At 51.8% G+C, this 26,736-nt stretch carries 16 protein-coding genes; 10 read left to right on the forward strand and 6 right to left on the reverse strand.

The features are described 5' to 3' along the window. Positions 1 to 95: 95 nt before the first annotated feature. The 6 genes from AC23NW_RS14540 (at position 96) to AC23NW_RS14565 (ending at position 10,522) form a co-directional block, all read left to right on the forward strand. A complete protein-coding gene (locus AC23NW_RS14540) occupies positions 96 to 3,398 on the forward strand; it encodes a TonB-dependent receptor (RefSeq protein WP_487450386.1) in 3,303 nt (1,100 codons plus the stop codon). An 18-nt stretch (positions 3,399 to 3,416) separates the two neighbouring features. Further along, positions 3,417 to 5,120, forward strand: a complete 1,704-nt coding sequence (locus AC23NW_RS14545) for a RagB/SusD family nutrient uptake outer membrane protein (protein ID WP_487450387.1) — start codon at positions 3,417 to 3,419, stop codon at positions 5,118 to 5,120. Then, positions 5,117 to 6,733: a sulfatase family protein gene (locus AC23NW_RS14550; protein WP_487450388.1), complete on the forward strand. Its 1,617-nt coding sequence runs from the start codon at positions 5,117 to 5,119 to the stop codon at positions 6,731 to 6,733. Before AC23NW_RS14545 ends, AC23NW_RS14550 begins: the two co-directional genes overlap by 4 nt. 131 nt (positions 6,734 to 6,864) lie before the next feature. Beyond that, positions 6,865 to 7,305, forward strand: a complete 441-nt coding sequence (locus AC23NW_RS14555) for a hypothetical protein (protein WP_487450389.1) — start codon at positions 6,865 to 6,867, stop codon at positions 7,303 to 7,305. A 301-nt stretch (positions 7,306 to 7,606) separates the two neighbouring features. Beyond that, positions 7,607 to 9,793 (forward strand): tetratricopeptide repeat-containing sensor histidine kinase, encoded by a 2,187-nt coding sequence (locus AC23NW_RS14560; RefSeq protein ID WP_487450390.1) that lies wholly within the window; start codon positions 7,607 to 7,609, stop codon positions 9,791 to 9,793. A gap of 30 nt (positions 9,794 to 9,823) precedes the next feature. Further along, entirely contained in the window at positions 9,824 to 10,522 is a 699-nt protein-coding gene (locus tag AC23NW_RS14565) for a response regulator (RefSeq protein ID WP_487450391.1), read from the forward strand. 29 nt (positions 10,523 to 10,551) lie between these two features. On the opposite strand, the gene mtaB is transcribed toward AC23NW_RS14565, so the two are convergent. Then, positions 10,552 to 11,883 (reverse strand): tRNA (N(6)-L-threonylcarbamoyladenosine(37)-C(2))-methylthiotransferase MtaB, encoded by a 1,332-nt coding sequence (gene mtaB, locus AC23NW_RS14570; RefSeq protein WP_487450392.1) that lies wholly within the window; start codon positions 11,881 to 11,883, stop codon positions 10,552 to 10,554. 454 nt (positions 11,884 to 12,337) lie between these two features. On the opposite strand from mtaB, the gene AC23NW_RS14575 reads away from it, so the two are divergent. The 3 genes from AC23NW_RS14575 (at position 12,338) to AC23NW_RS14585 (ending at position 16,991) form a co-directional block, all read left to right on the forward strand. After that, the gene (locus AC23NW_RS14575; RefSeq protein WP_071505075.1) at positions 12,338 to 13,360 is read left to right on the forward strand and encodes a glutamine synthetase beta-grasp domain-containing protein; all 1,023 of its coding nucleotides are present in this window, start codon (positions 12,338 to 12,340) and stop codon (positions 13,358 to 13,360) included. Between the two features lie 165 nt (positions 13,361 to 13,525). Continuing rightward, positions 13,526 to 15,715 carry a glutamine synthetase III family protein gene (locus tag AC23NW_RS14580; protein WP_487450393.1) on the forward strand — a complete coding sequence of 730 codons (2,190 nt, stop codon included), beginning with the start codon at positions 13,526 to 13,528 and terminating at the stop codon, positions 15,713 to 15,715. Between the two features lies 1 nt (position 15,716). Next, the gene (locus AC23NW_RS14585) at positions 15,717 to 16,991 is read left to right on the forward strand and encodes an aminotransferase class V-fold PLP-dependent enzyme (protein WP_487450394.1); all 1,275 of its coding nucleotides are present in this window, start codon (positions 15,717 to 15,719) and stop codon (positions 16,989 to 16,991) included. Here AC23NW_RS14585 and AC23NW_RS14590 read toward each other — a convergent pair. Together AC23NW_RS14590 and AC23NW_RS14595 are read right to left on the reverse strand one after the other, a co-directional pair. Continuing rightward, on the reverse strand, positions 16,988 to 19,288 hold the full coding sequence (locus AC23NW_RS14590; RefSeq protein ID WP_487450395.1) for a M20/M25/M40 family metallo-hydrolase: 2,301 nt from the start codon (positions 19,286 to 19,288) through the stop codon (positions 16,988 to 16,990). The two genes, AC23NW_RS14585 and AC23NW_RS14590, sit on opposite strands and share 4 nt — an antisense overlap. Positions 19,289 to 19,349: 61 nt before the next feature. Beyond that, positions 19,350 to 20,906: a serine hydrolase domain-containing protein gene (locus tag AC23NW_RS14595; RefSeq protein ID WP_487450396.1), complete on the reverse strand. Its 1,557-nt coding sequence runs from the start codon at positions 20,904 to 20,906 to the stop codon at positions 19,350 to 19,352. A gap of 244 nt (positions 20,907 to 21,150) precedes the next feature. Here AC23NW_RS14595 and AC23NW_RS14600 point away from each other — a divergent pair, with 244 nt between their 5' ends. Further along, entirely contained in the window at positions 21,151 to 23,499 is a 2,349-nt protein-coding gene (locus AC23NW_RS14600; protein ID WP_487450397.1) for a response regulator, read from the forward strand. On the opposite strand, the gene AC23NW_RS14605 is transcribed toward AC23NW_RS14600, so the two are convergent. From AC23NW_RS14605 to AC23NW_RS14615, 3 genes are read right to left on the reverse strand one after another with little or no spacing between them, the layout of a single operon-like run. Beyond that, positions 23,496 to 24,695 (reverse strand): hypothetical protein, encoded by a 1,200-nt coding sequence (locus AC23NW_RS14605; RefSeq protein WP_487450398.1) that lies wholly within the window; start codon positions 24,693 to 24,695, stop codon positions 23,496 to 23,498. The genes AC23NW_RS14600 and AC23NW_RS14605 overlap by 4 nt on opposite strands. Positions 24,696 to 24,734: 39 nt before the next feature. Further along, on the reverse strand, positions 24,735 to 25,568 hold the full coding sequence (locus tag AC23NW_RS14610) for a type 1 glutamine amidotransferase (RefSeq protein ID WP_487450399.1): 834 nt from the start codon (positions 25,566 to 25,568) through the stop codon (positions 24,735 to 24,737). Between the two features lie 59 nt (positions 25,569 to 25,627). Further along, positions 25,628 to 26,728 carry a carboxylate-amine ligase gene (locus AC23NW_RS14615; RefSeq protein ID WP_293841596.1) on the reverse strand — a complete coding sequence of 367 codons (1,101 nt, stop codon included), beginning with the start codon at positions 26,726 to 26,728 and terminating at the stop codon, positions 25,628 to 25,630. Between the last annotated feature and the right edge of the window lie 8 nt (positions 26,729 to 26,736).

The following is a 26,736-nucleotide window of genomic DNA, read 5'->3' on the forward strand; positions in this document are numbered from 1 at the left end:
ATGAAGCCGGGGAGCTTTTGTCAAATTTTTAATTATTCAACAAAAGCAAAGCAATGCAAAAACGAATACAATTCCTAATACCCTTACGTGTCTGGATGAAAGTTTCCTTTTTTCAGTTTGTCATGATGGTCATTGTGGCGGGTTATGCGCATGGCCATGTCGTCAATGCACAGGAATTATTGTCGCAGAAAGTAGATATTACCGTCAGGCAGAAAGATATCCGGAATGTACTGACCCAGCTGGAATCAATTGCAAGGGTAAAATTTGTTTTCAGCCCCCGCTCATTACCAGTGAACCGGAAAGTGTCAATGTCTCTTTCGAATAAAACACTTGCCGAAGTGCTGGATGTGATGTTTCAGCCGGAAAACGTTACCTATCAGGTTGTTAACGGCAGGATTGTACTAAAGCTAAGTCAGCCCTCTTCGGCACGGACAGAACCCGGTGAAGAGGATAATCCACTGACCCGTAAGGTGGTAGATCAGACTATCCAGGGTAAGGTTTCGGATGAAAAGGGGGAAGCATTGCCGGGGGTAAGTGTCGTTATTAAAGGGACATCCCGCGGGACAACAACCGATGTGCTGGGCAATTTTAAACTAGATATTGCTGATACCTCAACCGTACTTGTGTTTTCATTTGTCGGGTATCTGAGCCGGGAGCTGACGGTCGGTAACAGAACACAGCTTGATATCGCCTTAAAATCGGACGAAAAAGCACTGGCCGAAGTAGTAGTGATCGGGTATGGTACGCTGAAAAAAAGCGATCTGACCGGTTCCGTTGTCCGCGCCGATATTGATGCTTTCCGGGAGTCGCCGAATGTAAACATTGCGCAGTCACTACAAGGCACGGTGCCGGGCCTGAATATCGGTCAGGTATCTACGGCCGGCCAGAATCCGACCATTTCGATTCGGGGACGTACAACCATCAACGGTAACCAGAACGTACTACTCGTTGTAGACGGCATCATTTATACCGGCAGCCTGAGCGATCTGAACCCTGCGGATATTGAGTCGGTTGATGTCCTGAAAGACCCGAGCAGTATGGCCATTTACGGAGCTCAGGCGGCCAACGGTGTTATTCTGATTACGACCAAAGGGGGGAAAAAAAATTCAAAACCGGTCTTTAATTATACGGGTTCCTATACGACGCAGGTACCCTCCCAAACGCTTCATCTGCTCGACCGGGAAGGCTATATTGCTAAAATAGCCGATCAGGAGTGGCGAAGCGCTTTTCTGGCTCCTGACTACACAAGGCCGAATCCCGCGTATAACGCTCAGAATTCGATTATTGATCCCCCGATCCGTGAAGGGTTGTTAAACGGAACAAACTATGACTGGTGGAAAGGAACCACTAATCCCGCCTACATTACAGCGCATAACCTTAGTGTTACGGGATCAAATCAGGATTTTTCCTACTTTCTGTCAACAGGTTATACCGATGAGAAAGGATTTATCATGAACGATAAATTTAAACGGATTACCACCCGGATCAATATTGAAAATACGATTCTGAAATGGTTTAAAATCGGGGCGCAGACCTTTGGTTCCTTTTCTGACTACTCGGGCGTTTCGCCGGCTCTGGGCGGTATAACCATCATGCCTCCGCTGGTTTCGCCAACAGATGCTGCCGGAAATTATGTACTTAATCCGATGGCGACCAATGTGTCAAACCCGTTTCTGGTGGCGGCTGCCGATGATCTGGATAAGCGGAATAATCTCTTTGGTAATTTTTATACCCAAATTAATGTCCCCTTTGTGGATGGGTTGTCTTACCGGCTGAATTATGGGCATAATTATTCCTGGGACCGGCATTATAACAGCAACCCGTATGGCAACGGGGCAACCGGAGAGGCGTATAAACTCAATACCAACGCCTACGACTGGACACTGGACAATATCCTGAACTATAAAAAAACGTTTAATGGTGTTCACTCGGTCGACGTAACGGCGGTTGTCGGCCGGCGCGCCCGGAATTATGAAGAAAGCAAAGCAACCGGCGCCAACTTTAAAAGCCTTCGGCTGGGCTATAATGATCTGAGTCAGGCAGGTATTCAGACGATTTCGTCGGCTGCCTGGAAAGAGACCTTTGTTTATCAGACGGCGCGGATCAACTACGATTACAAACTCAGGTATTTACTGACGGCAACCGTACGCCGGGACGGCTTTTCGGGCTTTGCTGAAAATAAAAAAACGGGCATTTTCCCGTCCCTGGGATTCGGATGGGTAATCAGTCAGGAGAATTTCCTGAAAGCCCAATGGATTAACCTATTAAAAATCAGAGGATCGTACGGGGCGAACGGGAATCTGGCAAGCCGGTATTCCTCACTGGCCAGAATGGATATTTATCCCGCTTATGTGTTTGGCGATGGCGGGGCAACCGAATTCGGGCAACAGGTGTCAACCCTGGCCAATCCGAACCTGAGCTGGGAAACCACAACCGGTTTTAACCTTGGCGTTGATTTCGGAGTCCTGAATAACCGCATTTCGGGGAGTGTCGATTATTATCATACCACGACTACGGACCTGTTATTCAACGTGAATATTCCGAATGTGACGGGGTTTGATCAGATCACAACAAACATCGGCAAAATTGCCAACCGCGGCATTGAGCTGGTGTTGACCGGTAAGGCAATTAAAGGAGGCAATTTCAAATGGACCATCAACGCCAATTTGTCGGCCAACCGTAACCGGATTATTTCACTGCTGGGGCAGGACAATGATAAGAATGGTATCGAAGATGATCTGACGGCCAGCGGTCTGTTCATCGGCCGCTCTATCGGGGCAATCTATGATTACCAGTCTGGGGGTATCATTCAGCTGGGCGATGAGGTGCCCAAAGGCTTTTTTGTGGGCACACACCGGATTGTTGATCAGAACGGGGATGGCATTGTTGACCCTAAAGACCGGGTGATCATGGGGCGGACGGAAGCTGCCTACAACTTTGGAATCCTGAATGAATTTAATTACAAGAACTTCACCCTCCGCATTTTTATCAATTCCATTCAGGGCGGTAAAGACGGCTACCGGAAACAGAATATGCCTACTGCCCTGGGTATTGGCGATAATATCCGGCGGAATAATTTCTGGCGTGAATTTGATTACTGGACACCGTCAAATCCGGGGGCTCGGTACCGTGCGCTCGATCAGGGCGGGGCTATTGAATACAATTACTATGGTGACCGGAGCTTTATCCGGTTGCAGGATATTACTCTGTCGTACAGCCTGAGTCCGGCCCTGGCCAGCCGCATTGGTATGAAGGATATCAAGGTCTTCGCGAGCGGGAAAAACCTGATGACGCTGACGAAGTGGCAGGGCTGGGACCCTGAAACCGGTGACGGGCTGCTGGTTAACGGCCGCCCCGTTCTGAAAGGATTTTCTGTTGGTCTGGATGTTCGTTTTTAAGCCGTCAATTTTACTGTTATGAAATTAATAATCAGAATCTGCATACTGGCCACGATGCCGCTTTTGTTCTTTCGCTGTAATGAACAGAAAATACTACGCGAAGTGCCCCTGGATTTTGCCAGCCCGGAAAATTCATTTATTACCGCCGGAGATTATAATACGGCCATTAATGCCCTGTATGATCTGACGCGGGGTACATTATCCTCGGGAGAGCACCGTCCGCTGGATTACGTCTATGGAACGGATATTGGCTACAACGCAGCTCAGCAGCTGAATGAGCGTTTTGGTAGTTATCCCGCTACGCTGACGTCTATTTCGGTGCAGGCAAGTTTTCCCTGGCAGCAACACTACAAGATTATTTCCAGTGCCAATATTATCCTTAACCGGATCGGAAAATCAACGCTGACAGAGGCGCAGAAGACAGGCATAGAAGCACAGGCACGCTTATTCAGAGGGATGGCCTACCGTAACCTGGCGCACTTATTCGGCGGAGTACCCATTGAACTCAATGAAGTAACAACACCAAAAACCGATTACACCCGGGCAAGCCGCGAAGAGGTATACCGGCAGGCTGCGGCTGATCTGGAGTTTGCGGCCGCTAATCTCGGGGATATTAATAAGGTGAAAGACGGGCAGGTGTCTGCGCCGGCGGCCAATCATATGCTGGCCGAAGTGTACATCTGTCTGAAACGGTATGATGATGCGGTGAAAGCCGCTTCGGCGGTAATCAGCAACCCGAATCTGACCTTAATGAAACAGCGGTTCGGGTCGCTTGCCAAAGAGCCAGGGGATGTATACTGGGATCTTTTCCGCCGGTACAACCAGAACCGGAGTGCGGGGAATACCGAGGGGATCTGGGTGTTCCAGTATGAGGTTGATATGCTGGGTGGTGTTGTGCGTTCGGCGGCGATTGCCGGTCCGCAGCTTGAGCGTGATCATTCGCCGCGCCCCTACAGCTTTTCCTATAAAGATCCGAACGGGGTCAGCCCGTTTCTGGCGCTGGGCGTGTCTGACTACACGGGCGGGCGGGGAATCGGCCGGTTGCGCGGAACCAACCACCTGAATTATGGCATCTGGAAGGATGACTGGAACGATATGCGGAACTCGGAATATAATTTCGTACGGGATGTTAAGTTTAACAACCCTGCGTCGGTCTGGTATGGCCGGAAACTATCAGAATTCCGGGCGACTTTCCGCAAGACTGTTGATGATACCATCCGGAATTTCTATCCCTACCAGTCGAAGGTAACGACACCGGGGCAGCATCCGGCCGAACTCTATGTTGATCCGGTTCTGAAAACGCTGAATGCCTCGGCGGCCGGTACTACCTATAGCGATCAGTATTTTATCCGTCTGGCAGAGACCTATTTGCTACGGGCAGAAGCGTATATGAACAAGGGAGATCTGGTCAGTGCAGCGGCTGATATCAACGTCGTGCGGGCCCGTGCACACGCAAAACCCGTTGAGCCGGCCCGGGTGACCATCGACTACATTCTGGATGAGCGGATGCGGGAGTTCGGGGTAGAAGAGCGCCGGCGGTTAACGCTGAACCGGTTAGGGCTTCTTTACGAACGAACAAAAAAATACTGTAACGGTCATCCGACTGCTGCCCGATTCGGTGTCGATGTAGAGCCGCACAACAACCTGCTGCCGATTCCGTACAGTGAAATAGAACGAAACACAGGCGCTGTACTTGAGCAAAACCCGGGCTATTCAAAATGAAAAAGAATTTTCTGAATGAGGCACAATGCCGGTTAGGGGCTTTAATCAGCAACACCGCTGCGGTTATGGTGGGTAGTGTGCTCACGGGTGCGCTGTTGTGTAGTGCCGTCTTGCCCGATATAAAGACGGATAAACGGCCTGCTGCTGACAAAAAAACGAATATCCTGTTTGTTATTTCCGATGATCAGTCGTACCCGCATGCATCGGCATACGGCACTACAGGGGTTAAAACGCCGGCATTTGACCGGATTGCCCGGGAAGGGGTTTTGTTCACGAATGCCTTTTCGGCATCGCCCGGATGTAGTCCCTCCCGGGCTGCAATCCTGACGGGGAAAAACTGCTGGCAGCTGGAAGAAGCGGGTACGCACGCCAGTTCGTTCGCCGCTAAATTCAGAACGTATCCGGATCGGCTGGAAGAAGCCGGATACTACATTGGTTTCACCGGCAAGGGGTGGGGGCCCGGCGATTTCAGCGTCTCCGGCCGGTCGCAGAACCCTGCCGGCAAAGGCTTTAATCAGAAGCGGATGAAAGCCCCGGAAGGGATCAGTCCCAATGACTATGCCGCCAATTTTGGCCAGTTTCTGGCCACTAAGCCGGCGGATAAGCCCTTTTGCTTCTGGTTTGGTGCAAATGAGCCCCACCGCCGCTACCCAACCGGGATCGGGCAGCAAAGCGGGATGGATATGGCAAAGGTGAAGGTGCCGGGTTTCCTGCCCGATCACCCCGACGTGAAGGCGGATATGATGGACTACTTTTACGAAATTGAGTGGTTTGACAAACATCTGGGCAGGGTTATTCAGCAGTTGCAGGATGCCGGCGAGCTGGACAATACCTTAATTGTGGTTACCTCAGATAATGGTATGCCGTTCCCGAGGGCCAAAGCCAATGCGTACGAATACGGAATTCATATGCCCTTGGCCATCCGGTGGGGTAATAGGGTTAAAGGCAACCGGACAGTAACCGATCTGGTGAGTCTGATTGATCTGGCACCGACATTTCTGGAAGCTGCCGGTGTTGCCTTCAACAGCAGCGACATTCAGGGACGTAGCCTGGTGAACGTGCTTACCGGCGGAAAACAGGGACTGGTTGATAAAAAACGGGACGCTGTTTACGCGTCACGGGAGCGGCACTCATCATCCCGCTGGAACAACCTTGGCTACCCGCAGCGATGTATCCGCACCCGGCAATACCTGTACATCTGGAATGTGCATCCTGACCGCTGGCCGGCGGGTGACCCGCAACCCTATGATGAAAAAGGGGAGCCCGGGACACCGGACAGTGGTTACTTTGATATTGATGACTTTCAGGATTCTTACGTGTTCCGCGAGCGGGCTAAACCCGAAGTGGCGCGGTATTTCCATCTGGCGGTTGACAAGCGGCCGCAGGATGAGTTATATGATATTGTAAAGGATCCGGCCTGTCTGAAAAACCTGGCATCTGAAAAAGCAGCTGAGCCGGTACTGACAGCCATGCGGACAAAACTGAGAAACTACCTTACTGCGACGCAGGATCCCCGGATGGGCACAAACGGAGAGGTTTTTGAAAGCTATAAACGCTATAGTCCGATCCGGTTGTTTCCGGCGCCATCAGTGGTAACCACTGAAAAAAAATAAGGTTGTAGATTGATTATGAAGGGCTTGATGATAGGCGGCTAAAAAAAACAAACTATTTTCTGCCGCTGATTAAACGTTGGGTTGCCGGTTGTCTCTAACCGATAGAAACAACAAAAAAAGGAAATAATACCATGAAAAAGGCAATCCTGACTATCGCAACCATAGCCCTGTTTACTACCGGAACCGTAATGGCGCAACGCGGTTATGACCCGAACTACGACGCCCGTAACCGTTATCCGAATCAGGGTATGCCTAACCCGCGCGCCGACGATATGCGGGACGAATACCGGATCGACCGGCTGGATGCTATTGTCGGCCTGACCCGTCGGCAGGAACGCGAACTGCGCCGGATTGAGAATCATTATGACCGCCTGGGCCTGATGCCGGGCAGCCGCCTTGACCCGCGCGATTTTCAGCGGCTCAGCTGGCAGAAACAACAGGCGATTATGGATGTACTGACACCGGCTCAACGCGACCGCCTGTACAGTTTCCAGCAAAATAACCGTCGTGGCTATGATCGTGACCGCGGCTATGGGTATCCTGACCGTGGCGGCTATGGTCGTCGGGGGTAATATGCCGGATGTTTGTTGATCCTCCTGATCAATGCAGCGCTGCATTGATCAGGAGGATTTTTTTATGGCCGTATGCGTAAGCAATGCATTAATCAACCGCCTACGGATCATTGTCCGGGGTGTCAGTTTGTCATCGTCCCTTTCGTGATCTGCTTAGGGTAATTGCGAGGCACCGTGGTTTATCCTGCTTGTTTACGGAAGATGATTATTACTTGTTTGTACGTAGCCCGGCAAATTCTTACGTTTAAGGAACTTTATAATTCAGAGACGTTTACGGGTTCAGATTACCAGCCCAATGCCTATGCCTATTTATACACTGACCGGCATTCTGATGGGGCCGGCGGCCGTCCGAAAGCTGGTTGACAGACGTTCAGACGCCCGGCGGTTCTCCGGCTATTCCTTTGCGGCGAAAGCTGCCGGCCTTTTCAATAGCCTGTTAGTAACCGGCGTCCTGCTGTCGGTTCAGGTACTGGCCGGCCCATCGCCGGTCGACAGCCTGAAGGCATTACTCAAAGCGCATCCGCAGACGGATACCGGTCGGGTTAACCGCCTGAATGCACTTAGCCATGCTGTCAGAAACAGCGATCCGGATCTACAGATACAGTACGCAAGGGAAGCCCTCGCACTTGCCGGTAAATTGAGGTTTACCGCAGGACAGGCGCAGGCGTATCTTCATTTGTCGCTGCACGCAATGACAAAAAATCAGTACCGGCAGGCTGCTGACTACGCCCGGCAGGCCCTGTACCATTATCGCCGGTCGGGCGAGCAGACCGGACAAATCAATTGCCTGAACCGGCTGGCGTTTATCGCCACCGAGCAGGGAAACTACCCGCAGTCAATCGCGTATATTCAGCAGGCGTTGGTGCTGACAGAGGCTATTTCGGATAAAAGCTTAAAGGCATACATCAATTTCCTGATGGCCCAGAACTACACGATGCTGAATGATTATGAAAAAGCCCGCACCTACGTATTGGCAGGTTTACCGATGGCGAAGGAGGCCAAGGATCTGAATGAGCAATGCCGCGGCCTGACGATATTGGGAATTATCAGTACAAAACAGCATCAGTTTGCTGCTGCCCGCCGCTACTATGAGCAGGTGCTGCCGTTGTTTGATTTGCTTGACCGGCCTCTCGACCGTGCCTCTGTACAAGGGGACATCGCCGAGGTATGCATAAGGACCGGCCAATATGCGGATGCGTTCCGGTACGGGAGAGAGGTACTGGAGTATGTACGGCGTATTGATGCATCCAGCTACTTACCCTGGATCGAAGAAATTCTGGCTGAAGCACACCTGCTTACCGGACAACTGGACAGTGCCCTCGTGTATGCAAACCGGAGCCTGCGGGCAGCTGACGAGGGCGGTATGCGGGACATAAGTATGAACGCAGCCGAGATACTGGCGGAGGCCTATGCCGGGAAGAAGAATTATGCGGCTGCATTTCGATACCAGCGCCGGTTCATGAACCTGAAAGACAGCTTGCGGGGTGAGGAAACAATCCGGCAGACCGCGGCCTTGCAGTATAAATTTGATCTGGATAAAAAGCAGTCAAGGATTGCACTGCTCACAAAAAACCACGAGATTGACCAGCAGCGGAGCCTTTATCAGCGCCGGTTACTCTATGCTTCGGGCATCGGGGTATTGCTGCTGGCTGCCCTGGCGGTGGTACTGTTCCGCAACGTGCGGGTAAAACAACGGGTGAATCAGTTACTTAGTCAGCAAAAAGAACTGATGGAAAACCAGCTGACCGGCGAAATTTTAATACAGCGGCAACAACTGCTTGAGTCACAGTTAAAAGCCCGGCAGGAAGAGTTACGGTCAGCTCAGGCCAGCCTCCGGCTGCAGCAGGAAAAAGAACGGATTGCCCGCGATCTCCACGACCATGTCGGGGCCCAGCTTTCGATTATTGCATCCAGCCTGGACCATGTCCGCCACGACAGTAACCGGGGTGACTCATCGGCGCACATGGCGGCCATCGGCAGCCACGCCCGGCTGGCGATCGGTAGTTTGCGCGAAACCATCTGGGCCATCAACCGCGAACATATTCTGCTGGGTGAGTTCCGGGTACAATTACACCAGTATATTAACCGCCAGCAGGCCATGCTGCCGGATAAACAGTTGCAATTGGTAACGGACCTAACGGATCAGTCACTGCCATTAACGTCTGAACAGGCCCTGAATTTGTTTCGAATCTGTCAGGAGGGGGTGAGTAATGCTGTCCGGCATGCACAGGCCATTCTGATCAGGGTTCAACTGCAAACCAACGATAAGAAATTGCTACAGCTTCGGATCGAAGATAATGGCACCGGTTTTGATCCGCAAACGGAGAATCCCGGCCATTATGGCTTGCTGAACATGCAGTTACGGGCGGAAGGGCTTGGCGGACAGTGGCAATTAGACACAGCCCCCGGGCAAGGGTGCCGGATCTTTCTGGAGATACCCCTTGAAAATACGCAAGTTTACGTAGACGTAACCGGTTCAGAATCCTGAAATTTGACCCGTATTAATTCCGGTTTCGCTATGGCCATACGTATCGCTGTTATTGAGGATAATCCCGCCCTGCTTCAGACAATATGCCGTAATCTATCCTTGTTTGACGAGGTCTCGGTTGTTTTTACGGCAGGCGATGGCAAGGAGGCTGTCCGGTTGACGGGTCTGCATCTGCCGGACGTGATTCTGATGGATATCGACATGCCCATCATGAATGGCATTGAGGCCACACTCCATATCCGCGGCCAGTACCCGGCTGTCCGGATACTGATGCTGACTGTTTTTGATTATGATGATAAAATATTTGCTGCCATCCGGGCGGGAGCCAGTGGGTATCTGCTGAAAGATGAACGCACTGACCAGATCGTGAATGCTATCGAGGAGGTGATCAGCGGGGGAGCACCGATGTCGCCGCTGATTGCCTATAAAATTCTGGGTTTGCTTCGTCAGGAGTCAGCCAGTCCGTCGCCGCGGCCAGATGAACCCGTTGCGTCGTCCGCCCTCAAGTCGTCTCCCCGCCCTGAAGCGTTCGATCTGACCAAACGGGAAGTTGAGCTTCTGGAACGGCTCACAAACGGCTTAACCCCTGCACAGATCAGCGCCGATTTATTCATCAGCCTGTCAACCGTGCGTAAGCATATTGAGAATATCTACGAGAAACTATACGTGCACAGCAAGTTAGAAGCCATTCGTCTGGCCGAGAAGTACCGCTGGTTTGAAAAAAGCTGAAACCGCAGCCCGGTTCCGGTGTGCTGATGTTACACCAGCACGCCGGCTTCCGCCACTTCCATATGCCCGCCGGCGTTCAGGCCGGTCATCTGCACGCGCATCGTTTCATTGATCAGCAGCGGATCGTATTTCGCAATGACCCGCACGTAGTTTTCGGTGAAGCCAAACATCAGTCCTTCGTTGCGGTCGGCGTTTTCGGCATCTTCCTCGAACAGGACGGTTGCCTCACGACCCACCTGTGTTTCGTAGAACGCCCGGCGTTTCTTGTCCGACAGAATATGCAGCATCTTCGACCGCTCGGCCCGTTTGTTGCCCGGTACAACCGGTTTGATACTCAGGGCGTGGGTGTTCGGCCGTTCCGAATACGTAAAGACGTGCAGATACGACACCGGCAGCTCGTTGAGGAACGTATAGGTCTCCTTGAATAACTCGTCGGTTTCGCCGGGGTGCCCCACAATTACGTCGACACCAATGCAGGCGTCCGGCATCAGCTCCTTGATTTTTGCCACGCGGTTGGCATATAGTTCACGCTTGTAGCGGCGGCGCATATAACCCAGAACCGCATTACTGCCCGATTGCAGCGGTACGTGGAAATGCGGGACAAACCGCTTCGACTGCGCCGCAAAGGCAATAATTTCGTCGGTGAGCAGGTTGGGTTCAATGGACGAAATCCGGAAGCGTTCAATACCATCGATCTCATCGAGCGCTTTAATCAGGTCAAAGAAGGTTTCGGTGCGTTCGCCGTTGTGGAGACCAAAATCGCCGATGTTAACGCCCGTCAGAACAATTTCCTTTACCCCGCGGGCGGCAATATCCTGCGCCGCCTTCACCACGTTCGCGACCGTATCAGACCGGCTGCGGCCCCGTGCCAGCGGAATGGTACAATACGAACAAGGGTAGTCGCAACCATCCTGCACCTTCAGAAACGTACGGGTACGGTCGTTGAGCGAGTACGAAGCGTGGTAGTCAATGACTTCCTCGATAGACGAATTAAAGACACGGGCCTGACCGGTCGGTTCTTTTTCGAATGAATGAATCAGTTCGTGCAGCCGGAATTTTTCAGCGGCTCCCAGCACCACGTCTACGCCCGGAATGGTGGCAATCTCCTGCGGTTTCAGCTGGGCATAACACCCGAGGATGGCCACATAGCCGTCCGGATTGATCTTTTGTGCTTCGCGGACAATCTTCCGGCATTTCTTGTCGGCATTATCAGTCACGGAGCAGGTGTTGATGATGAATATGTCCGGCTGCTGGTTGAATTCGACCCGCTGATACCCTTCGCCTTCGAGAATACGGGCAATGGTAGACGTTTCGGAGAAGTTCAGCTTACAGCCGAGTGTATAGAAAGCAACTTTTTTCATGAAATAGGGCGAACCCGTAAACCGGTTGTTCGTTAACGCTCATGCAAAAGTACAAATTTTTGCCGGTAGGGGTTCCGGTACGGTGAAATAGCCTGAAAAATGAGCAGGACAACGGCCAGATTATCAACGAGTAAAATAGTTAGTCTCTTTTTTGACTGTTTTACTGTGATTTTTGATATAAAATCTATAAATGAGGATTAAAAAAACAGGGAGTAAGGCTACAGAATTGATATATGACTGAAAATTGGTTAAAATTAAAATTGCATGAACCTGAAACAAAATCTTTAATATTATTGTAATAAACGAATTATTATTGTAATTTTTCTAAAAAACAGTCAAAAAATATGGTAAAAATCATAATGAGCATATATTTATTTTGTGAAATGCTTATTACATTTGCGAAACGATGTTCGTTTGATTCTTTTACCAGGTACTTAATCTCCCTCAGTAAACCATGTCAAAAGCTAAACTTGAGTACATTTGGCTCGACGGTTACAAGCCTACACAAAGTCTTCGTTCTAAGACAAAAATTGAGAACAACTTTTCAGGTAAATTAGAAGACTGCGGTATGTGGTCTTTCGATGGATCATCAACTGAGCAGGCTCCGGGCGGTTCGTCTGACTGTTTGTTGAAGCCGGTTTTCATTTGCCCGGATCCACAGCGTAAAAACGGTTACCTTGTTATGTGTGAGGTACTGAACGCTGATGGTACACCGCATGAAACAAACGGTCGTGCTACTATCGAAGACGATGACAACGACTTTTGGTTTGGCTTTGAGCAGGAGTACTTCCTGTGGGATGAAAGCATCGATAAGCCAGTTGGCTTCCCGGCTGAAGGCTTCCCGACGCGTGGCCAGGGTCCTTACTACTGTTCAGTAGGTGCGAAAAACGCCTATGGCCGTTACATCGTTGAAGAACACCTTGACGTATGTCTGGATGCAGGCCTGAACGTAGAAGGTATCAACGCCGAAGTAGCAACAGGTCAGTGGGAATTCCAGATTTTCGCAAAAGGTGCTAAAGAAGCCGGTGACCAGATCTGGGTTGCCCGGTATTTACTGGAGCGCATCGGTGAGAAATACGGCGTTTCAATCAACTGGCACTGCAAGCCGCTGGGCGATACCGACTGGAATGGTTCAGGTATGCACGCGAACTTCTCGAACAGCGTACTGCGTACAGCCGGCAGCAAGGAAACATACGATGTGATCTGCCAGGCATTTGCTCCTGCTGATATCATCAAGGCGCACATGGATGTATACGGTGCTGATAACCACCTGCGTCTGACCGGTAAGCACGAAACACAGTCAATCGACAAGTTCTCGTACGGTGTGTCTGACCGTGGTGCGTCAATCCGTATCCCGATCGCTACGGTAGAACGTGGCTGGAAAGGCTGGCTGGAAGATCGCCGTCCGAACTCAGCTGCTGATCCGTACAAAGTAGCTGCCCGTATCATTACAACGGTAAAATCGGCTGCTGTTTAATCCCGGTAGTCTCTGTAAATTAGAATTACGCAATTCTGCTATATACCAAAAGCTGTTTTTCTCTGAAAAACAGCTTTTTTTGTATCTGTACATTCTATAAATTTCACGTTTTGCATCAACCTTGCGGGTTGATACCCTGACGCCTTAAAACCACTTCTTCTTCAGATGTCAAATCACCGCTTCAAAGCCCTTGAAATTGCCCAGAATCGTCGTGCTGTCCCCGTTGCGCCACCGGCCGACCGTGTCAGCGACTTTTTTGGCATTTATACCTTTAACAAAGAAACCATGCGGGCGCTGCTGTCGCCCGAAGCCTATATCCGGATCACCGAAGCGATTGACACCGGCGGAAAAATCGACCGTGAAATTGCTGATGAGGTGGCCAATGCCATGAAAGCCTGGGCTACCAGCAAAGGCGCTACACACTATACCCACTGGTTTCAGCCGCTGACGGGCGAAACCGCCGAAAAACACGATGCCTTTTTCGACCTTACCGTCGAGGGCAAGGCCATTGAAAAGTTCAAAGGCAGTGCCCTGGTACAGCAGGAGCCGGATGCTTCTTCGTTTCCGAACGGGGGGTTGCGGAATACCTTCGAAGCCCGGGGGTATACCGGCTGGGATCCGTCGTCGCCGGCGTTTCTGATGGATAACGGGGCGGGCGGTAAAACGCTCTGCATTCCGTCGGTATTTATTTCCTACACCGGAGAGGCTCTGGATTATAAAACACCGCTGCTGAAAGCGCTCAATGCCCTGGATAAGGCGGCGACCGGTGTCGGGCAGTTTTTCGACCGGAACATTTCTAAGGTTACCGCCACACTGGGGCCCGAGCAGGAGTACTTTCTGGTCGACAAAGCCTTGTTCTACGCCCGCCCCGATCTGGTGATGGCAGGCCGGACGGTCTTCGGGCATTCACCGGCGCGGGGGCAACAGCTCGAAGATCACTATTTCGGGTCGATTCCGCCACGGGTCAACGCGTTTATGGTTGACTTTGAGTTTGAGGCGATGAAACTGGGCATTCCGGTCAGGACACGGCACAATGAGGTGGCGCCCGGGCAGTTTGAGGTTGCGCCGACCTTTGAGGAGGTGAACCTCTCCATCGACCACAATGCCCTGCTGATGGACCTGATGGAAAAAGTGGCTGAGCGGCACGATTTTAAAGTGCTTTTCCACGAAAAACCGTTTGCCGGTATCAATGGCAGCGGGAAACATAACAACTGGTCAATGAGCACCAACACGGGGGTTAACCTGTTGGCTCCCAGCTCAAAACCAAAAGAGACGCTGCGGTTCATTACCTATCTGGTTAACGTGATTAAAGCCGTACACGACAATGCCGACCTCCTGCGGGCGTCGATTGCGTCGGCGGGGAACGAACACCGGCTGGGGGCCAACGAAGCACCGCCGGCCATTGTGTCGATCTTCCTGGGCGAAACGCTGACCAAAGCGCTGGAGGACCTCGAAACGAAAAACGAGATTTCGCTTCAGAAGGGAGATAATGTTTATTATAAACTGGGTATCAACCGGATACCATCTCTGCTGCGGGACAATACCGACCGTAACCGGACGTCGCCCTTTGCGTTTACCGGCAATAAATTTGAATTCCGTGCGGCCGGTAGTTCAGCGAACTCATCGTCAACGATGATTATCCTGAACACGATTGTTGCCGATCAGCTGAATAAATTCCGCGTTGACCTCAGCGCCCGGCTTGAAAATGGCGAAAAGAAAGAGCTGGCAATCGTTGATATTCTGAAGCAGTATTACGCTGATTCAAAGCGGATTCTGTTCGAAGGAAACGGTTATTCGGACAATTGGGTGGACGAAGCGGCCCGCCGCGGCCTGTCGAATATTGCTTCGACGCCGGATGCCCTGGCGGTATATCTGAAACCGGAATCGCTGACGTTGTTTGAACGGATGGGCGTTATGAACCATTCGGAGATAGAATCGCGCTACGAAATCGAGTTGGAGAAATACATTAAAAAGGTGCAGATTGAATCGCGGGTGATGGGCGATCTGGCCATGAACCATGTCATTTCGACAGCCCTGAAATACCAGAACAATCTGGCGCAGACCGCCAAAGCACTGCTTGATATTGGCCTTGAAGAGGAAGCCGCCCCGATTAAGGAGCTGATCCGCGAAATTTCGAAATACGTAGGCGCCATCAAGACAAATGTTGAGGCTATGCTCGAGGCGCGGAAGGAAGCCAACAACCTGACTGATACCACCGAACGGGCCAAAATGTATGCCACGAAGGTAAAAGACTTTTTCGAGGTGATCCGTTACGACGTGGATAAACTCGAACTGATCATTGACGATGAAGACTGGCCGCTGGTAAAATACCGTGAACTGCTTTTTGTAAAATAATATGGCAACGCTTTCCAAACGCGGATTTCTGAAAACAATGCTGGGAACCACCGGTGCGGCGGCTGCTCTGTCGCTGGATGATGCTCTTGCCCGTGTGGGCAGCATGGATGCCGGTATTTTGGCGTCCGATGAAGCCTTCTGGCAGCAAATCCGGCTGGCCTATCCGGTAACGAAAGACTTCATCCAGCTCGAAAACGGGTATTATTCGCTGGCAGCCCAGGAGGTGCTGGACCGTTATCAGGAACATATCCGCCGGATCAATTCGGTATCGTCCTACTACATGCGGACGCGGCAGTTCGACGACAAGCTGGTTTCCCGGAAGCAGCTGGCGGAGCTGCTGGGCGCTTCGGCCGACGAGGTGATCATTACGCGGAATACCACCGAGTCGCTCGATACGGTGATTGCGGGGTTGACCTGGAAAGCGGGTGATGAGGCCATTATGGCTGAGCAGGACTATGGCGCGATGCTGGACATGTTTAAGCTACAGGCTCGTCGCTACGGCATTGTTAATAAGGTGATTACGGTGTCGAACCATCCGGCTTCGGATGACGAAATTGTGTCGGTCTACGAAAAAGCCATTACGCCCAGAACACGGCTGCTGATGGTTTGCCACCTCATCAATATTACCGGCCATGTGATGCCCATCCGGAAAATTACGGAAATGGCGCACCGGCATGGGGTGGAGGTGATGGTGGACGGCGCCCATGCGTTTGCGCATCTGAATTTCAAAATCGGTGATCTGGGAGGCTGCGATTATTACGGCGCCAGCCTGCACAAGTGGCTGGGTGCACCGCTCGGGGCAGGGCTGCTATATGTCCGGAAAGATAAAATTACCCCGTTATGGCAGCTGTTCGGCGACATGGGATATGCCGATGATGATATCCGCAAGCTGAATCATACGGGGACACATCCGGTCGCTACCGATCTGGCGATTCAGGATGCGATCCGGTTTCATCAGAAAATCGGTAGTGAGCGGAAAGAAGCGCGGTTGCGGTTTTTGCAGCGGTACTGGACCGATCAGGTACGGAACCATCCGAAACTGGTGCTGAACACACCGGCCGAAGAACACCGTTCGTGCGCCATTGCCAACGTCGGCGTCAAAGGTGTAGCACCGGCCGATCTGGCCAAAACGCTGATGAGTAAATACAGCATTTTTACGGTGGCCATCGACAATCCGAAAGCCGGGGTGCAGGGGGTTCGCGTAACGCCTCACCTTTACACCACTACGCAGGAGCTGGATGCATTCGTAAAGGCATTACGCGAAATTGCGGGTTAGAACCGGTATGTTTTCCCGATAATCGTCACATTACTGTTCGGTCCCTGCTCTGGAATCACATGAGCAGGGAGCGGACTTTTCAGCAGTGATTCCGGCAAGTCGATGGAGTGATCGTACAGGCGCACAGTAACCTGTATGGCAGGTACCAGCCTGAGTTCCACCGGTATGGTTTTGTCGGTTGGTAGTCCGGCAACGTACAGATGGAGCCACTTACCATCGGCACCGCCCGACCAGTTTTTCGGCACCGTTGCGCCCTTTATGTTTACCGACAACAAATCACTTTCTTTAGGGACATGTATGACAACTTCCATGTGCGCCGCGCCGCGGACAGATGTTACCTGTAAGGTCAGTGTCCGTACAGAATCGCGGGTTATATCCGATCTAACCGTTGCGGTTGGTGGTGCATCCGTAATGGGCGGCGCAGGGTTCAGCAGATAGGTCTTCTCCGGATTTGGATAAAAGCCGGTTAATTTTCCCATATACCCCTTCGGGAAATAAGTCTTGTTCCAGTCGTTGGTTTGTGCAAAGGCACTGGCCCACATGGCTTTTTTCGTATCGGCATTCAGGATGTAAAGCTGGTGATTGTGCAGTGGCTGCTCACTGGTCGGCCTTTCTTTAAAAACCGCAAAGCCGGTAATGGCCAGGCCGGAGGCTAAAAAAAAGAGCGGCAGGGCAGGAACGCGGCTCCATTGCAGGCTCCGGTCAACGACGATGAGCAAGGGCAGGCACAGGCCCAGCACAAACGCCAGTACGATCATGGGAGCAGAGGGCAACTGCAGGGCAAAGGTGATAAACAGCAGATTGACCATCGGCATCAGCATCAGTATGGTCGGGGCAAGACAGACCAGAAAAACGCCTGCGTATACAATACCCTGTGGTGGCCGGTACTGGTTGGTCAGCAGTACAATAAGCGTACCGGTCAGGGCAAATAACAGCGGTATCTGGAAGATAAAGGTGGCCGCCGGAACAAGCAGGGTCAGGGTAATAATCAGGAGCAGGATAAACGTGTTAACGCCGGTAACAAGCGAAAAAGGCCGTACCCACCGGATGGCCAGCCGGCTCAGCAGCAGAACCAGCGCAACGGCAATACCGGTGTATCCCACAAAAAAGATTCCGGACTGATACACGCCATTGTAAAAATGTGTGAACGGTAATAGTTTTATAATGAGCCAGTTGAAGCCAAAGAAGAACCCGCCGGTGAGTAGCAGGATGAGCAGGAAAATAAAGATACTGCTAACGCTCTGGCCAATGCTGAACAGCTGCTTTTTAAAGCCAAGGAAAATAGTCAGACCAAGCAGTAAACCGGTTATGACCGTAAGTACACCCGAAAGCTCCATCGGATACTGGATCAGCCAGCTGCTCACAGGATTAAAAAAGACCTTATCCGGCGCTTTGGTATCCGTCAGCGAAACCGCTCCGAAGTGTTTTGCGAGGGCAAGCGTATTGCTGCCATGGTGTTGCAGGCTTCGCTGGTCCAGTGCCTCGGGCGTGTCGGTTAGTTTGTGGTAATTGACAAAACCGTCGATAAACGCGGAATTGACACCCGGATACCCAGCTTCGCGGAAGATCGAAAAATCAGTATCGTTGGGCAGGGCGCGGTACACTTCGTACATCAGCGAGCTGGCAAACGGAACGGGTGCCGCTTTGGCAAACTCCTGCACTACCCACCCATTCTGTGGGCTGATTTCAAAGGTCATGCTCGGCCCGCCGTTGCCGCGGGCTTCCAGATTTATCACAAACCCGACTTCCTTCGCCCATGGGTGCAGCATAAACCCCCGTGCTCCTAAAAGGCCGTACTCTTCGCCGTCGGTCAGCAGCACAATAATGTCGTTTTGCAGGGCCGGTGACTTGCGCAGGGCTCTGACCGTTTCGAGAATGGCGGCGACACCGGCCCCGTCGTCGGCCGCGCCGAGGGTATTGGGCTGGGAATCGTAGTGCGCCATCAACAGAACAGCCTTACCGGTGCCTTTTCCTTTTAATCGCCCGATAATGTTATAAACATGACCCACCAGTGTACCAGGCGCAACGGTTGTATCCTGTATAGTCGGAGACAACCCCAGTTCACGGAGCTGATTAACCAGGTACGTCCGGACGCGGGCATGTTCGGCAGTGCCCATGGCGTGTGGTTGCCGCGCAAACCGGCGGATGTGCTGCATGGCCCGTTCGGCCGAAAATTCAGTGTCGGGAGCAGAGGCCGGTACTACGTCGGGTGGTCGCACCAGCCAGATGCTCCACCAGGATAATGCCAGTAAGACAAGCAGCGTACCTGCTGCCAGATAAGGGTTTCGTTGTGTCATGGGTTAGGAGAGAGAATAGACTAGCCCCGGCAAGACACTGGTTTTGCCGGGGCTATGGAATTTATTTTTTGACTTCTCTGAAATCGAGCTGCTGGATCAGCGCCGGATTTTCGGGGGTTAACGTAAAGAACACATCAATATTGGCCTGTTCGCCCTCGATCAGGAAACGGCCCCGCAACTGATTCTCAGGAATCAATTCACCGACGCGGACAATTTTGCCGGCTTTGGCATACAGGTCTTTTACTGCCTGACGGCGGTAAGCAACGGATTTGTCGGGGAAGAAATTTTCGGCGAAAATGCCGCTTTTTTCTGCATTGTTCCACTCAGGCAGCAGCTTCATCAGTTCATTTTTCCGCTGTGTCAGGATCGGCGAAACGGGTAGTTGACGGGGCTTCAGGTCGGCCAGGCGGATCAAGGTATCGAGTACCGCCCAGTTGGCATTACCCATACCCGCATACGTCAGGTTGCCGCAGGCCACTACGCCGATACCGTAGTCGGGCATCACCCACCACTGGCTGCCGAAGCCGGGTAATCCGCCGGTATGCCCGACATACACCCGGCCGTCGCAGTCGCGGCTCCAGCGGAGGCCGTAGGCGTAACTGCTGGTCATGGCGCAGGTCCGGCCGCTTGGGTACTTAAACTGCGGGTTCAGGAAGTTAAACGTCCACGGCTGCTGCATTTCCCGTACCGAGCTGCGCTTAACCGGTCCCGCATCGGCATCGCTGCGCGGCGGCCAGGCGGCCTGGTGGTAAGCCATGTATTTGCTGAAATCTTCGACGGAGGTAATGAGCCCGCCCATAGCCCCGTAGGACCCGTCGTGGAGCAGCGCTTCTTCTTTCCACTGATTGTCTTCCCAGCGGTAGCCGTGCGCCAGCAGGTTGGCAGGGACCTCCGTATATTCCCAGACTGTGTGGGTCATACCCAGCGGCTTCAGAATGTTATCGGTAATGTAGCGCTGGTACTGCGTCCCGGAAACCTTTGTAATAATCGCTCCCAGCATGGCAAAGCCCAGGTTACTGTACTCGTAGCTGACGCCTGGCGCGTTTGAATTGGATAAATCGCCTTTGATGAGTTTCATCAGATCGGCATCCGAATCGTCGAGCTGCCGGTCGCCCCACGGATTGTCTTCCGGAAAACCGGCCGTGTGCGTCATCAGGTGGCGGATCGTAATCAGCGGGGAGTCGGCGGTCAGGTAGGTCATCTTCGCCATATCCGGGATGTATTGCTGCACCGGATCATCCAGCCGGAGTTTACCCTCGTCGCGGAGTTTGAGAATGGCCATGTTGGTCACACTCTTACTCATAGACGCAATCCGGAAGAGAGACGTCGGCGTAGCCGCTGTTTTCTTGCTGACATCGGTAAAACCGGCACCGGCGGCATGGACTAATTTCCCGTCTACGACCAGGCCGAAGACGATGCCCGGGAAATGATTTTTTTCTGCGTATTCGCGATACAGTTTATCGATCACCGGAATGGCCGCTTCTATTTTCTTGTGCCGGTCAGGATCCGTAAAGGCAGGTGGCTGATATGTTTTGGTTACGTGAGCCGGTTTGTTCGGTACAGGTTGTCCAACCGCAACGGTTGCCAGCAGGCAGGCAAGCGGAAGTAGTTTTTTCATGAAGCAGGTAGAAATGAACAGAATCAGTATACTAAGCAACTTAGCAAGAAGTTACCGGTTGCGCAAGATAAGCGCTTTATTTCCGGTACGGTTTTCGCAGGGGTCCAGTCTTTCAGGCGATTATTTCGGAACAGGTTGTTGACAATTTAACCTTTTCGTTTACTTTAGACGTTTAAATAAACGTATGATGTAATCGACAATCTTATCTGCACGTTAGAAAATGAACCACCGGCTACTTTGTCGAATGTGTTGGCTTTGCATGCAGATCGCCGCGCTGTGTTTGATGCACGAAGCGGTCGTGGCATCGACGCCGTTGAAAAATCCGGTTGCCGAAAAAGGCGTGCTGGATGCCCGGGAGGTTGATTTTTCCCGGCAGCGGGTGGCTTTGTCAGGCACCTGGCAGTGGCAGTGGGGCAGGCTGCAAAAAACGCTGACGGCCCCCGCGTATGTCAGCTATCCTGCTACGTGGAATGACTGCACCTGGCAGGGGCGGCCCGTTTCAAATCAGGGCGCTGCTACCTATCAGCTTACCATTCTGCTCCCCGAAACTCACCCGGAGCTGGGTCTGACACTTCCGGATGTTTATACATCGTATGTACTGTATGCCAACGGGCAGGAAATTGCCCGCAACGGCCAGCCCGGACTGACGGCTGAAACGACGACCCCCTACTGGATGACGCAGGTCTGCCGGTTACCTGCCGACAGGGATTCGGTGGTGCTGGTGATGCAGATCGCCAATTTTCACCACATCAAAGGAGGACCTTACGACCACATTATGCTGGGCGATCACGGGCAGTTGTTGTTTGACTGGCACCGGAATCAGGCCCTTGATTTTTTGCTGACAGGCTGCCTGTTTATGGGCGGGTTGTTCTTTTTGGGACTCTATATGCTGGGTCGCCACGAGCGCTCCATCCTGTTTTTTGCCCTCTTCTGTGTGATTTACAGCTACCGGATTATGGGTACCAACCAATATGCCTTTCACGGTCTGTTTCCGGAGCTGAGCTGGACGACTACCTTGCATCTGGAATACCTGTCGCTTTATGTCGGCATCGGCTTTTTTGTGCTGTATACGTGGGAGTTGTATGGCGAAGACATCAGCCGGCCGGCCAAAAACCTTATGACAGGTATCTGTTTCGGCTTTGCCTTTCTGTCTTTACTGCTGCCGCCGCTGCTCATTACTCAGCTAATGGAGTGGTTTTTATACATGATGTTCGGGTTTATTCTGTACGGCATGTGGGTATACATTCAGGCGGCGCGGAACCGGCGTCTTGGGGCTGAGTATGCACTGATGAGCACGGGTGTGCTGCTGGTGATTTTTCTGTTTGTGCTGCTGAATCATTTCGGCATTTTTATCCCGCAAAAATGGGTACTGTTCTTTGGTTATCTGCTGTTCTTTTTCCTGCAATCGCTTATTCTGTCTTATCGGTTTGCGTACCGGCTACAGCTGGCAAAGTACCAGGCCGAGGAAGGGTTACGGGTAAAAAGTGAGTTTCTGAGCACGATGAGCCACGAAATCCGGACGCCGCTGAATGCCGTTGTCGGCATGACACACCTGCTGATTCAGAATAACCCGCGCGAAGACCAGGTACCTCAGCTGGAAGCCATGCAGTTTTCGACCAATAACCTGCTGGAAATCGTCAATGACATTCTGGATTTCAACAAGATCGAAGCCGGAAAGGTAACCTTTGAATCAATACCGACCGATATCGCCAGAATTGTGCAGCAGATTCAGGCCGGTTATCGCATAAATGCCGAGAAAAAAGGGATTGAGCTGCGGATTGACCTCGATCCGGCCATTCCCCGGACCGTACTGGCCGATCCGACTCGAACCACGCAGGTGCTGATGAACCTCGTTCAGAACGGGATTAAGTTTACGGATAAAGGCTGGGTTGATATCCGTGTGAAGCTGAGCAAGCAGGAAGGTGATCGGGTTGACCTGACGTTTTCAGTAAAAGATACCGGTATTGGCGTTGCCCCCGACAAGCAGAAACTGATCTTCAATGATTTTACCCAGGCCGATTCGTCGATGTCGAGGAACTACGGAGGCACAGGGCTTGGTTTGAGTATCTGTAAGCGGATTCTTGATTTACAGGGTGTTGAGCTTAAACTGGCCAGCGAGCCTGACAAAGGATCCATGTTCTATTTTACGCAAACGTTTATGAAAGCTGAAGACGAACCGGCGCCGGTTGAACCACCGAAACCGGTACCGAAAAATGAGAAACCGCTGGAAGGGATTTGTGTGCTTCTTGTCGAAGACAATCCGATGAATGTGTTTCTGGCAGAAAGTATTCTGACCCGGCTGGGTGCCACTGCTGAAGTGGCAGAAAACGGGCAGATCGCACTGGATAAACTGGACACAGCCCGTCATCATATCGTGCTTATGGACTTACAGATGCCGGTGATGGATGGTTATGAAGCAACGAAACAGATCCGTGCGCGGGGTGAGACTCTGCCGATAATTGCATTAACGGCCAGTTTGCCTGAAGAGGTAGAAGAAAAAATCAGGACTACCGGCCTGAATGACATGCTGGTAAAACCGTTTTACCCGGATGATCTCGTACAGGTAGTCCTGAAGTATGTTAAAACGCCTTAAGGCTCGAAAAAGCAGACGCTGCCGCCAACCCAGTCTTTGTTTTTATTGAAGTTAACGCCGATCATTTCGCCGCGGCTGAGGCGGGCCAGATTGGTTACCAGCTTCGGCTGGTCATCATCCTTATGCCAGATAAACAGCATCCGGATTTCGCACTTTACCAGCCCGTCCGGCGATTGTATGACCGGTTCGTAGGATACTTTCCGCTGTAACAGAAAGTTATGCCGCTCATACGGCGGAATCGCGTCGAGGTCATCGGCCGAAATATGGAGCTGAACGCCGCTTCCGGCAAACGAAAACAGCGGTTTCAGTACATAGTTTTCCAGATCCTCCGGATACGCGTCGAGATCGCTCAGAAAATGGCTTTTCGGCACAAACGGACTGTCGAACAAGGGCAGCGTGTACTTACTGATCCGGAAAAACCAGTTCGGGTGGCAAACCCATTCCACATCCACATCGTCGGTTGGCCGGAATTCTGTTTCAATATCGACAAAACGCTGTAAATCATCGAAAATCAGCCGGTTATAGATCCGTTTGACCGGAATTCGACGGCCGTCTTTTTCGTAGAACAAAGCTCTGCCTTCTTTCCGGATTTTGGTCAGACAGACCGGCTCAACTCCCAGAAAGCGGCGCGTCAGTTCAAAGTCGATCCGCGTTTTCTGTTGTTCCGGATAAATTTCCAGCAGAATAACATGCTCCGGATCATGTTCCCCGACAATCAGCTTCTGTAGCTCCTCAAGGTACTCTTCCCGATCGGCCACATTGAAGAGGGAGGTGTATGACTCAGGAACCGGAAAATGATGGCGGAACTGCCCCGGAATATACGCCTGAAACCCGAACAGAGACGGAAAGCCCTGTAATTCAATTAGCTGAGGCTCAAGTTCTCCACTGGCTTCATTCCGGCAAACGGCAAAGTCGATGGCCAGAAAGCCCGCGTGATTGTCTTCGTTGGGCACATAATCGTTTCGTGGAATGGCCTTATCGGTCAGTTCCCTGAAATTATCAGCCGTGATAACATCAACAATGTGATCGCAGGCTGAGATCAGTTTTTCTTTCAGTTCTTTCGGTACGAAAACGGGCGTTTCGGCAATCCGGAAGTCCAGCATCCCGGGCAAATCCTCGTTTATAGCCTGTAGTAAGTCCTGATATCGTTCGTTACTAAATGCTTCATTATAGATCTGACGGACTGTTGAAATCATAATTGCTTGGTTTAGTTTTCAACCGGGGGGCTGAAATGGTTAATGTTGCATGTGTGACGCTACCGGCAGATTTGCCTGGATGGCTTGCCGCAGAAACGACGGAATAATCACCGATTCGGTAAACTGAATCTTGTCCGGATCCTGTAGCGAGGCAACCATCTCGTTATATTTTTCTTCGCCGTGGTTTTCGATAATCTGATTCCGCTTTTCATCGGTTAGAAAATACCGGAGCATACCGGCGCTGTCGGCTTCCGGGTGAAACTGGGTACCAAAGATCTCATTGGAGAACCGGACGGCCATAATAGCACGTTCCAGATTGACGTGCGGCCGGATTTTTTCGAGCGCCAGCACCTTCATACCCAGTTCTTCGATACGGCTCCAGTTCGGGCTCGTCAGCTGGAAATCCCGTGAATCAACGGCAAACAACGGATCGGGCAGCACCTTAAAGAAGGGCTCCGAATGGCCGTCGTCAGTACGGTGAATCGGGAATATGCCGAACGACGTTGACCGTCGCTTGCTGATCATACCGAGCCGGAAGTGCCGTGCTACGAGCTGGAAGGAGTGACAGATCAGAAATACATATTTCTTTTGCCGGTTCGTACGGTTATAGTCAAACAGCCTGTCAATCAGGGAGAAATAATGCCGCTCCCACGTATCGGCGGATGGCATGGGGCTGCCCGGACCACCGGTCGAGATATAGATGTCGTAACTGAGATCGGGCAGTTCGTCGCTGGCCCTTACGTTGAATACATCAACCGCAAGGTCAACCTGTTCTTCTTCTTTTGTTTTCTGAATAAGCTGATGGATACAACGCATCCCTTCGTTGGGGTGGTTGTCATACATATCCAGAATGGCTAATTTTAGTTGTCTCATAATCTGCTGTGTAGTACGGAATCTCATCGCGCGGCGACGGTTCCGTTCTACAGGTTTAACTACCGTATTCCGTGAGAAGTTTCCTCTACGATGTAATCAACCACCCGTTTTAAGTCGCCGGTTTGTTGAAAAACGGCTAATTGACGGTCGGCACCGGTACCCATTTCCAGAATTTTCAGCACGTATTCACACTCGGCACGGCTACCCAGATCATCGACCACATCGTCGATAAAGTCGAGCAGTTCGTGAATCAGGTGATGGGTCGGCACTTCCTCCTGTTTACCGAAATCAATCAGCTTGCCCTCAATTCCGTAGCGGGCAGCGCGCCACTTGTTTTCGTTGATCAGCAGGCGCCGGTATGGCCGGAAGTTGAGGTTCTGCCGGTGCAGTTTGTAGATTTTTGCCACCAGCGCCTGCATAATGGCCGCCAGACAGATAGTTTCGTCGACCCGCATCGGACAGTCGCAGATCCGGAATTCAATCGTGTTGAAGAACGGATGCAGCCGGATATCCCACCAGATTTTCTTGCCGTTGTCGATGCAGTTGGTTTTTACCAGCAGGTTAATGTATTCATCGTATTCGGCAGCCGACGAGAAGAAGTCAGGTATGCCCGTACGCGGAAATTTGTCAAATACCTTTGAGCGGTACGATTTAAAGCCTGTATTCCGGCCGCGCCAGAAAGGCGAATTGGTCGACAGCGCATAGATGTGGGGCAGAAAATACCGCACCGCATTCATGATCTGGATCCCTTCGTTCCGGCTTTCGATGCCTACGTGTACGTGCAGGCCGAAAATCAGGTTCGACCGGGCCACATCGCGCATTTCTTCAATCAGCTGGTCATAACGTTCGTTTGGTGTGATGAGCTGATCCTGCCAGTCCGAAAACGGGTGCGTACCGGCCGACGCAATCCGCAGGTTCTGCTTATCGGCCAGTTCCATGATGTTACGGCGGAGGTAGGTAACTTCTTCGCGGGCCTCATGGATGTTGTTACAGATCTCCGTACCAACCTCCACCACTGCCTGGTGCATTTCGGCTTTTACCCGTTCCTGTAACACAATTTTACCACCATCCACAATTTTGGACATGTGCGACCGGAGCTCCCTGGTTTCGGGGTCAATGGTCTGAAACTCTTCTTCAATTCCGAGGGTAAAAACGGGCATAACAATTA

The organism is Arsenicibacter sp. R0_47 (assembly GCF_057652235.1).

Coding starts and splice junctions, on each gene's coding strand:
- AC23NW_RS14585 (WP_487450394.1), top strand. CDS start 15,717: ATGGCAACGCTTTCCAAACGCGGATTTCTGAAAACAATGCTGGGAACC.
- AC23NW_RS14580 (WP_487450393.1), top strand. CDS start 13,526: ATGTCAAATCACCGCTTCAAAGCCCTTGAAATTGCCCAGAATCGTCGT.
- AC23NW_RS14575 (WP_071505075.1), top strand. CDS start 12,338: ATGTCAAAAGCTAAACTTGAGTACATTTGGCTCGACGGTTACAAGCCT.
- AC23NW_RS14605 (WP_487450398.1), bottom strand. CDS start 24,695: ATGATTTCAACAGTCCGTCAGATCTATAATGAAGCATTTAGTAACGAA.
- AC23NW_RS14590 (WP_487450395.1), bottom strand. CDS start 19,288: ATGACACAACGAAACCCTTATCTGGCAGCAGGTACGCTGCTTGTCTTA.
- AC23NW_RS14550 (WP_487450388.1), top strand. CDS start 5,117: ATGAAAAAGAATTTTCTGAATGAGGCACAATGCCGGTTAGGGGCTTTA.
- AC23NW_RS14545 (WP_487450387.1), top strand. CDS start 3,417: ATGAAATTAATAATCAGAATCTGCATACTGGCCACGATGCCGCTTTTG.
- AC23NW_RS14610 (WP_487450399.1), bottom strand. CDS start 25,568: ATGAGACAACTAAAATTAGCCATTCTGGATATGTATGACAACCACCCC.
- AC23NW_RS14540 (WP_487450386.1), top strand. CDS start 96: ATGAAAGTTTCCTTTTTTCAGTTTGTCATGATGGTCATTGTGGCGGGT.
- mtaB (WP_487450392.1), bottom strand. CDS start 11,883: ATGAAAAAAGTTGCTTTCTATACACTCGGCTGTAAGCTGAACTTCTCC.
- AC23NW_RS14560 (WP_487450390.1), top strand. CDS start 7,607: ATGCCTATTTATACACTGACCGGCATTCTGATGGGGCCGGCGGCCGTC.
- AC23NW_RS14600 (WP_487450397.1), top strand. CDS start 21,151: ATGTGTTGGCTTTGCATGCAGATCGCCGCGCTGTGTTTGATGCACGAA.
- AC23NW_RS14615 (WP_293841596.1), bottom strand. CDS start 26,728: ATGCCCGTTTTTACCCTCGGAATTGAAGAAGAGTTTCAGACCATTGAC.
- AC23NW_RS14565 (WP_487450391.1), top strand. CDS start 9,824: ATGGCCATACGTATCGCTGTTATTGAGGATAATCCCGCCCTGCTTCAG.
- AC23NW_RS14555 (WP_487450389.1), top strand. CDS start 6,865: ATGAAAAAGGCAATCCTGACTATCGCAACCATAGCCCTGTTTACTACC.
- AC23NW_RS14595 (WP_487450396.1), bottom strand. CDS start 20,906: ATGAAAAAACTACTTCCGCTTGCCTGCCTGCTGGCAACCGTTGCGGTT.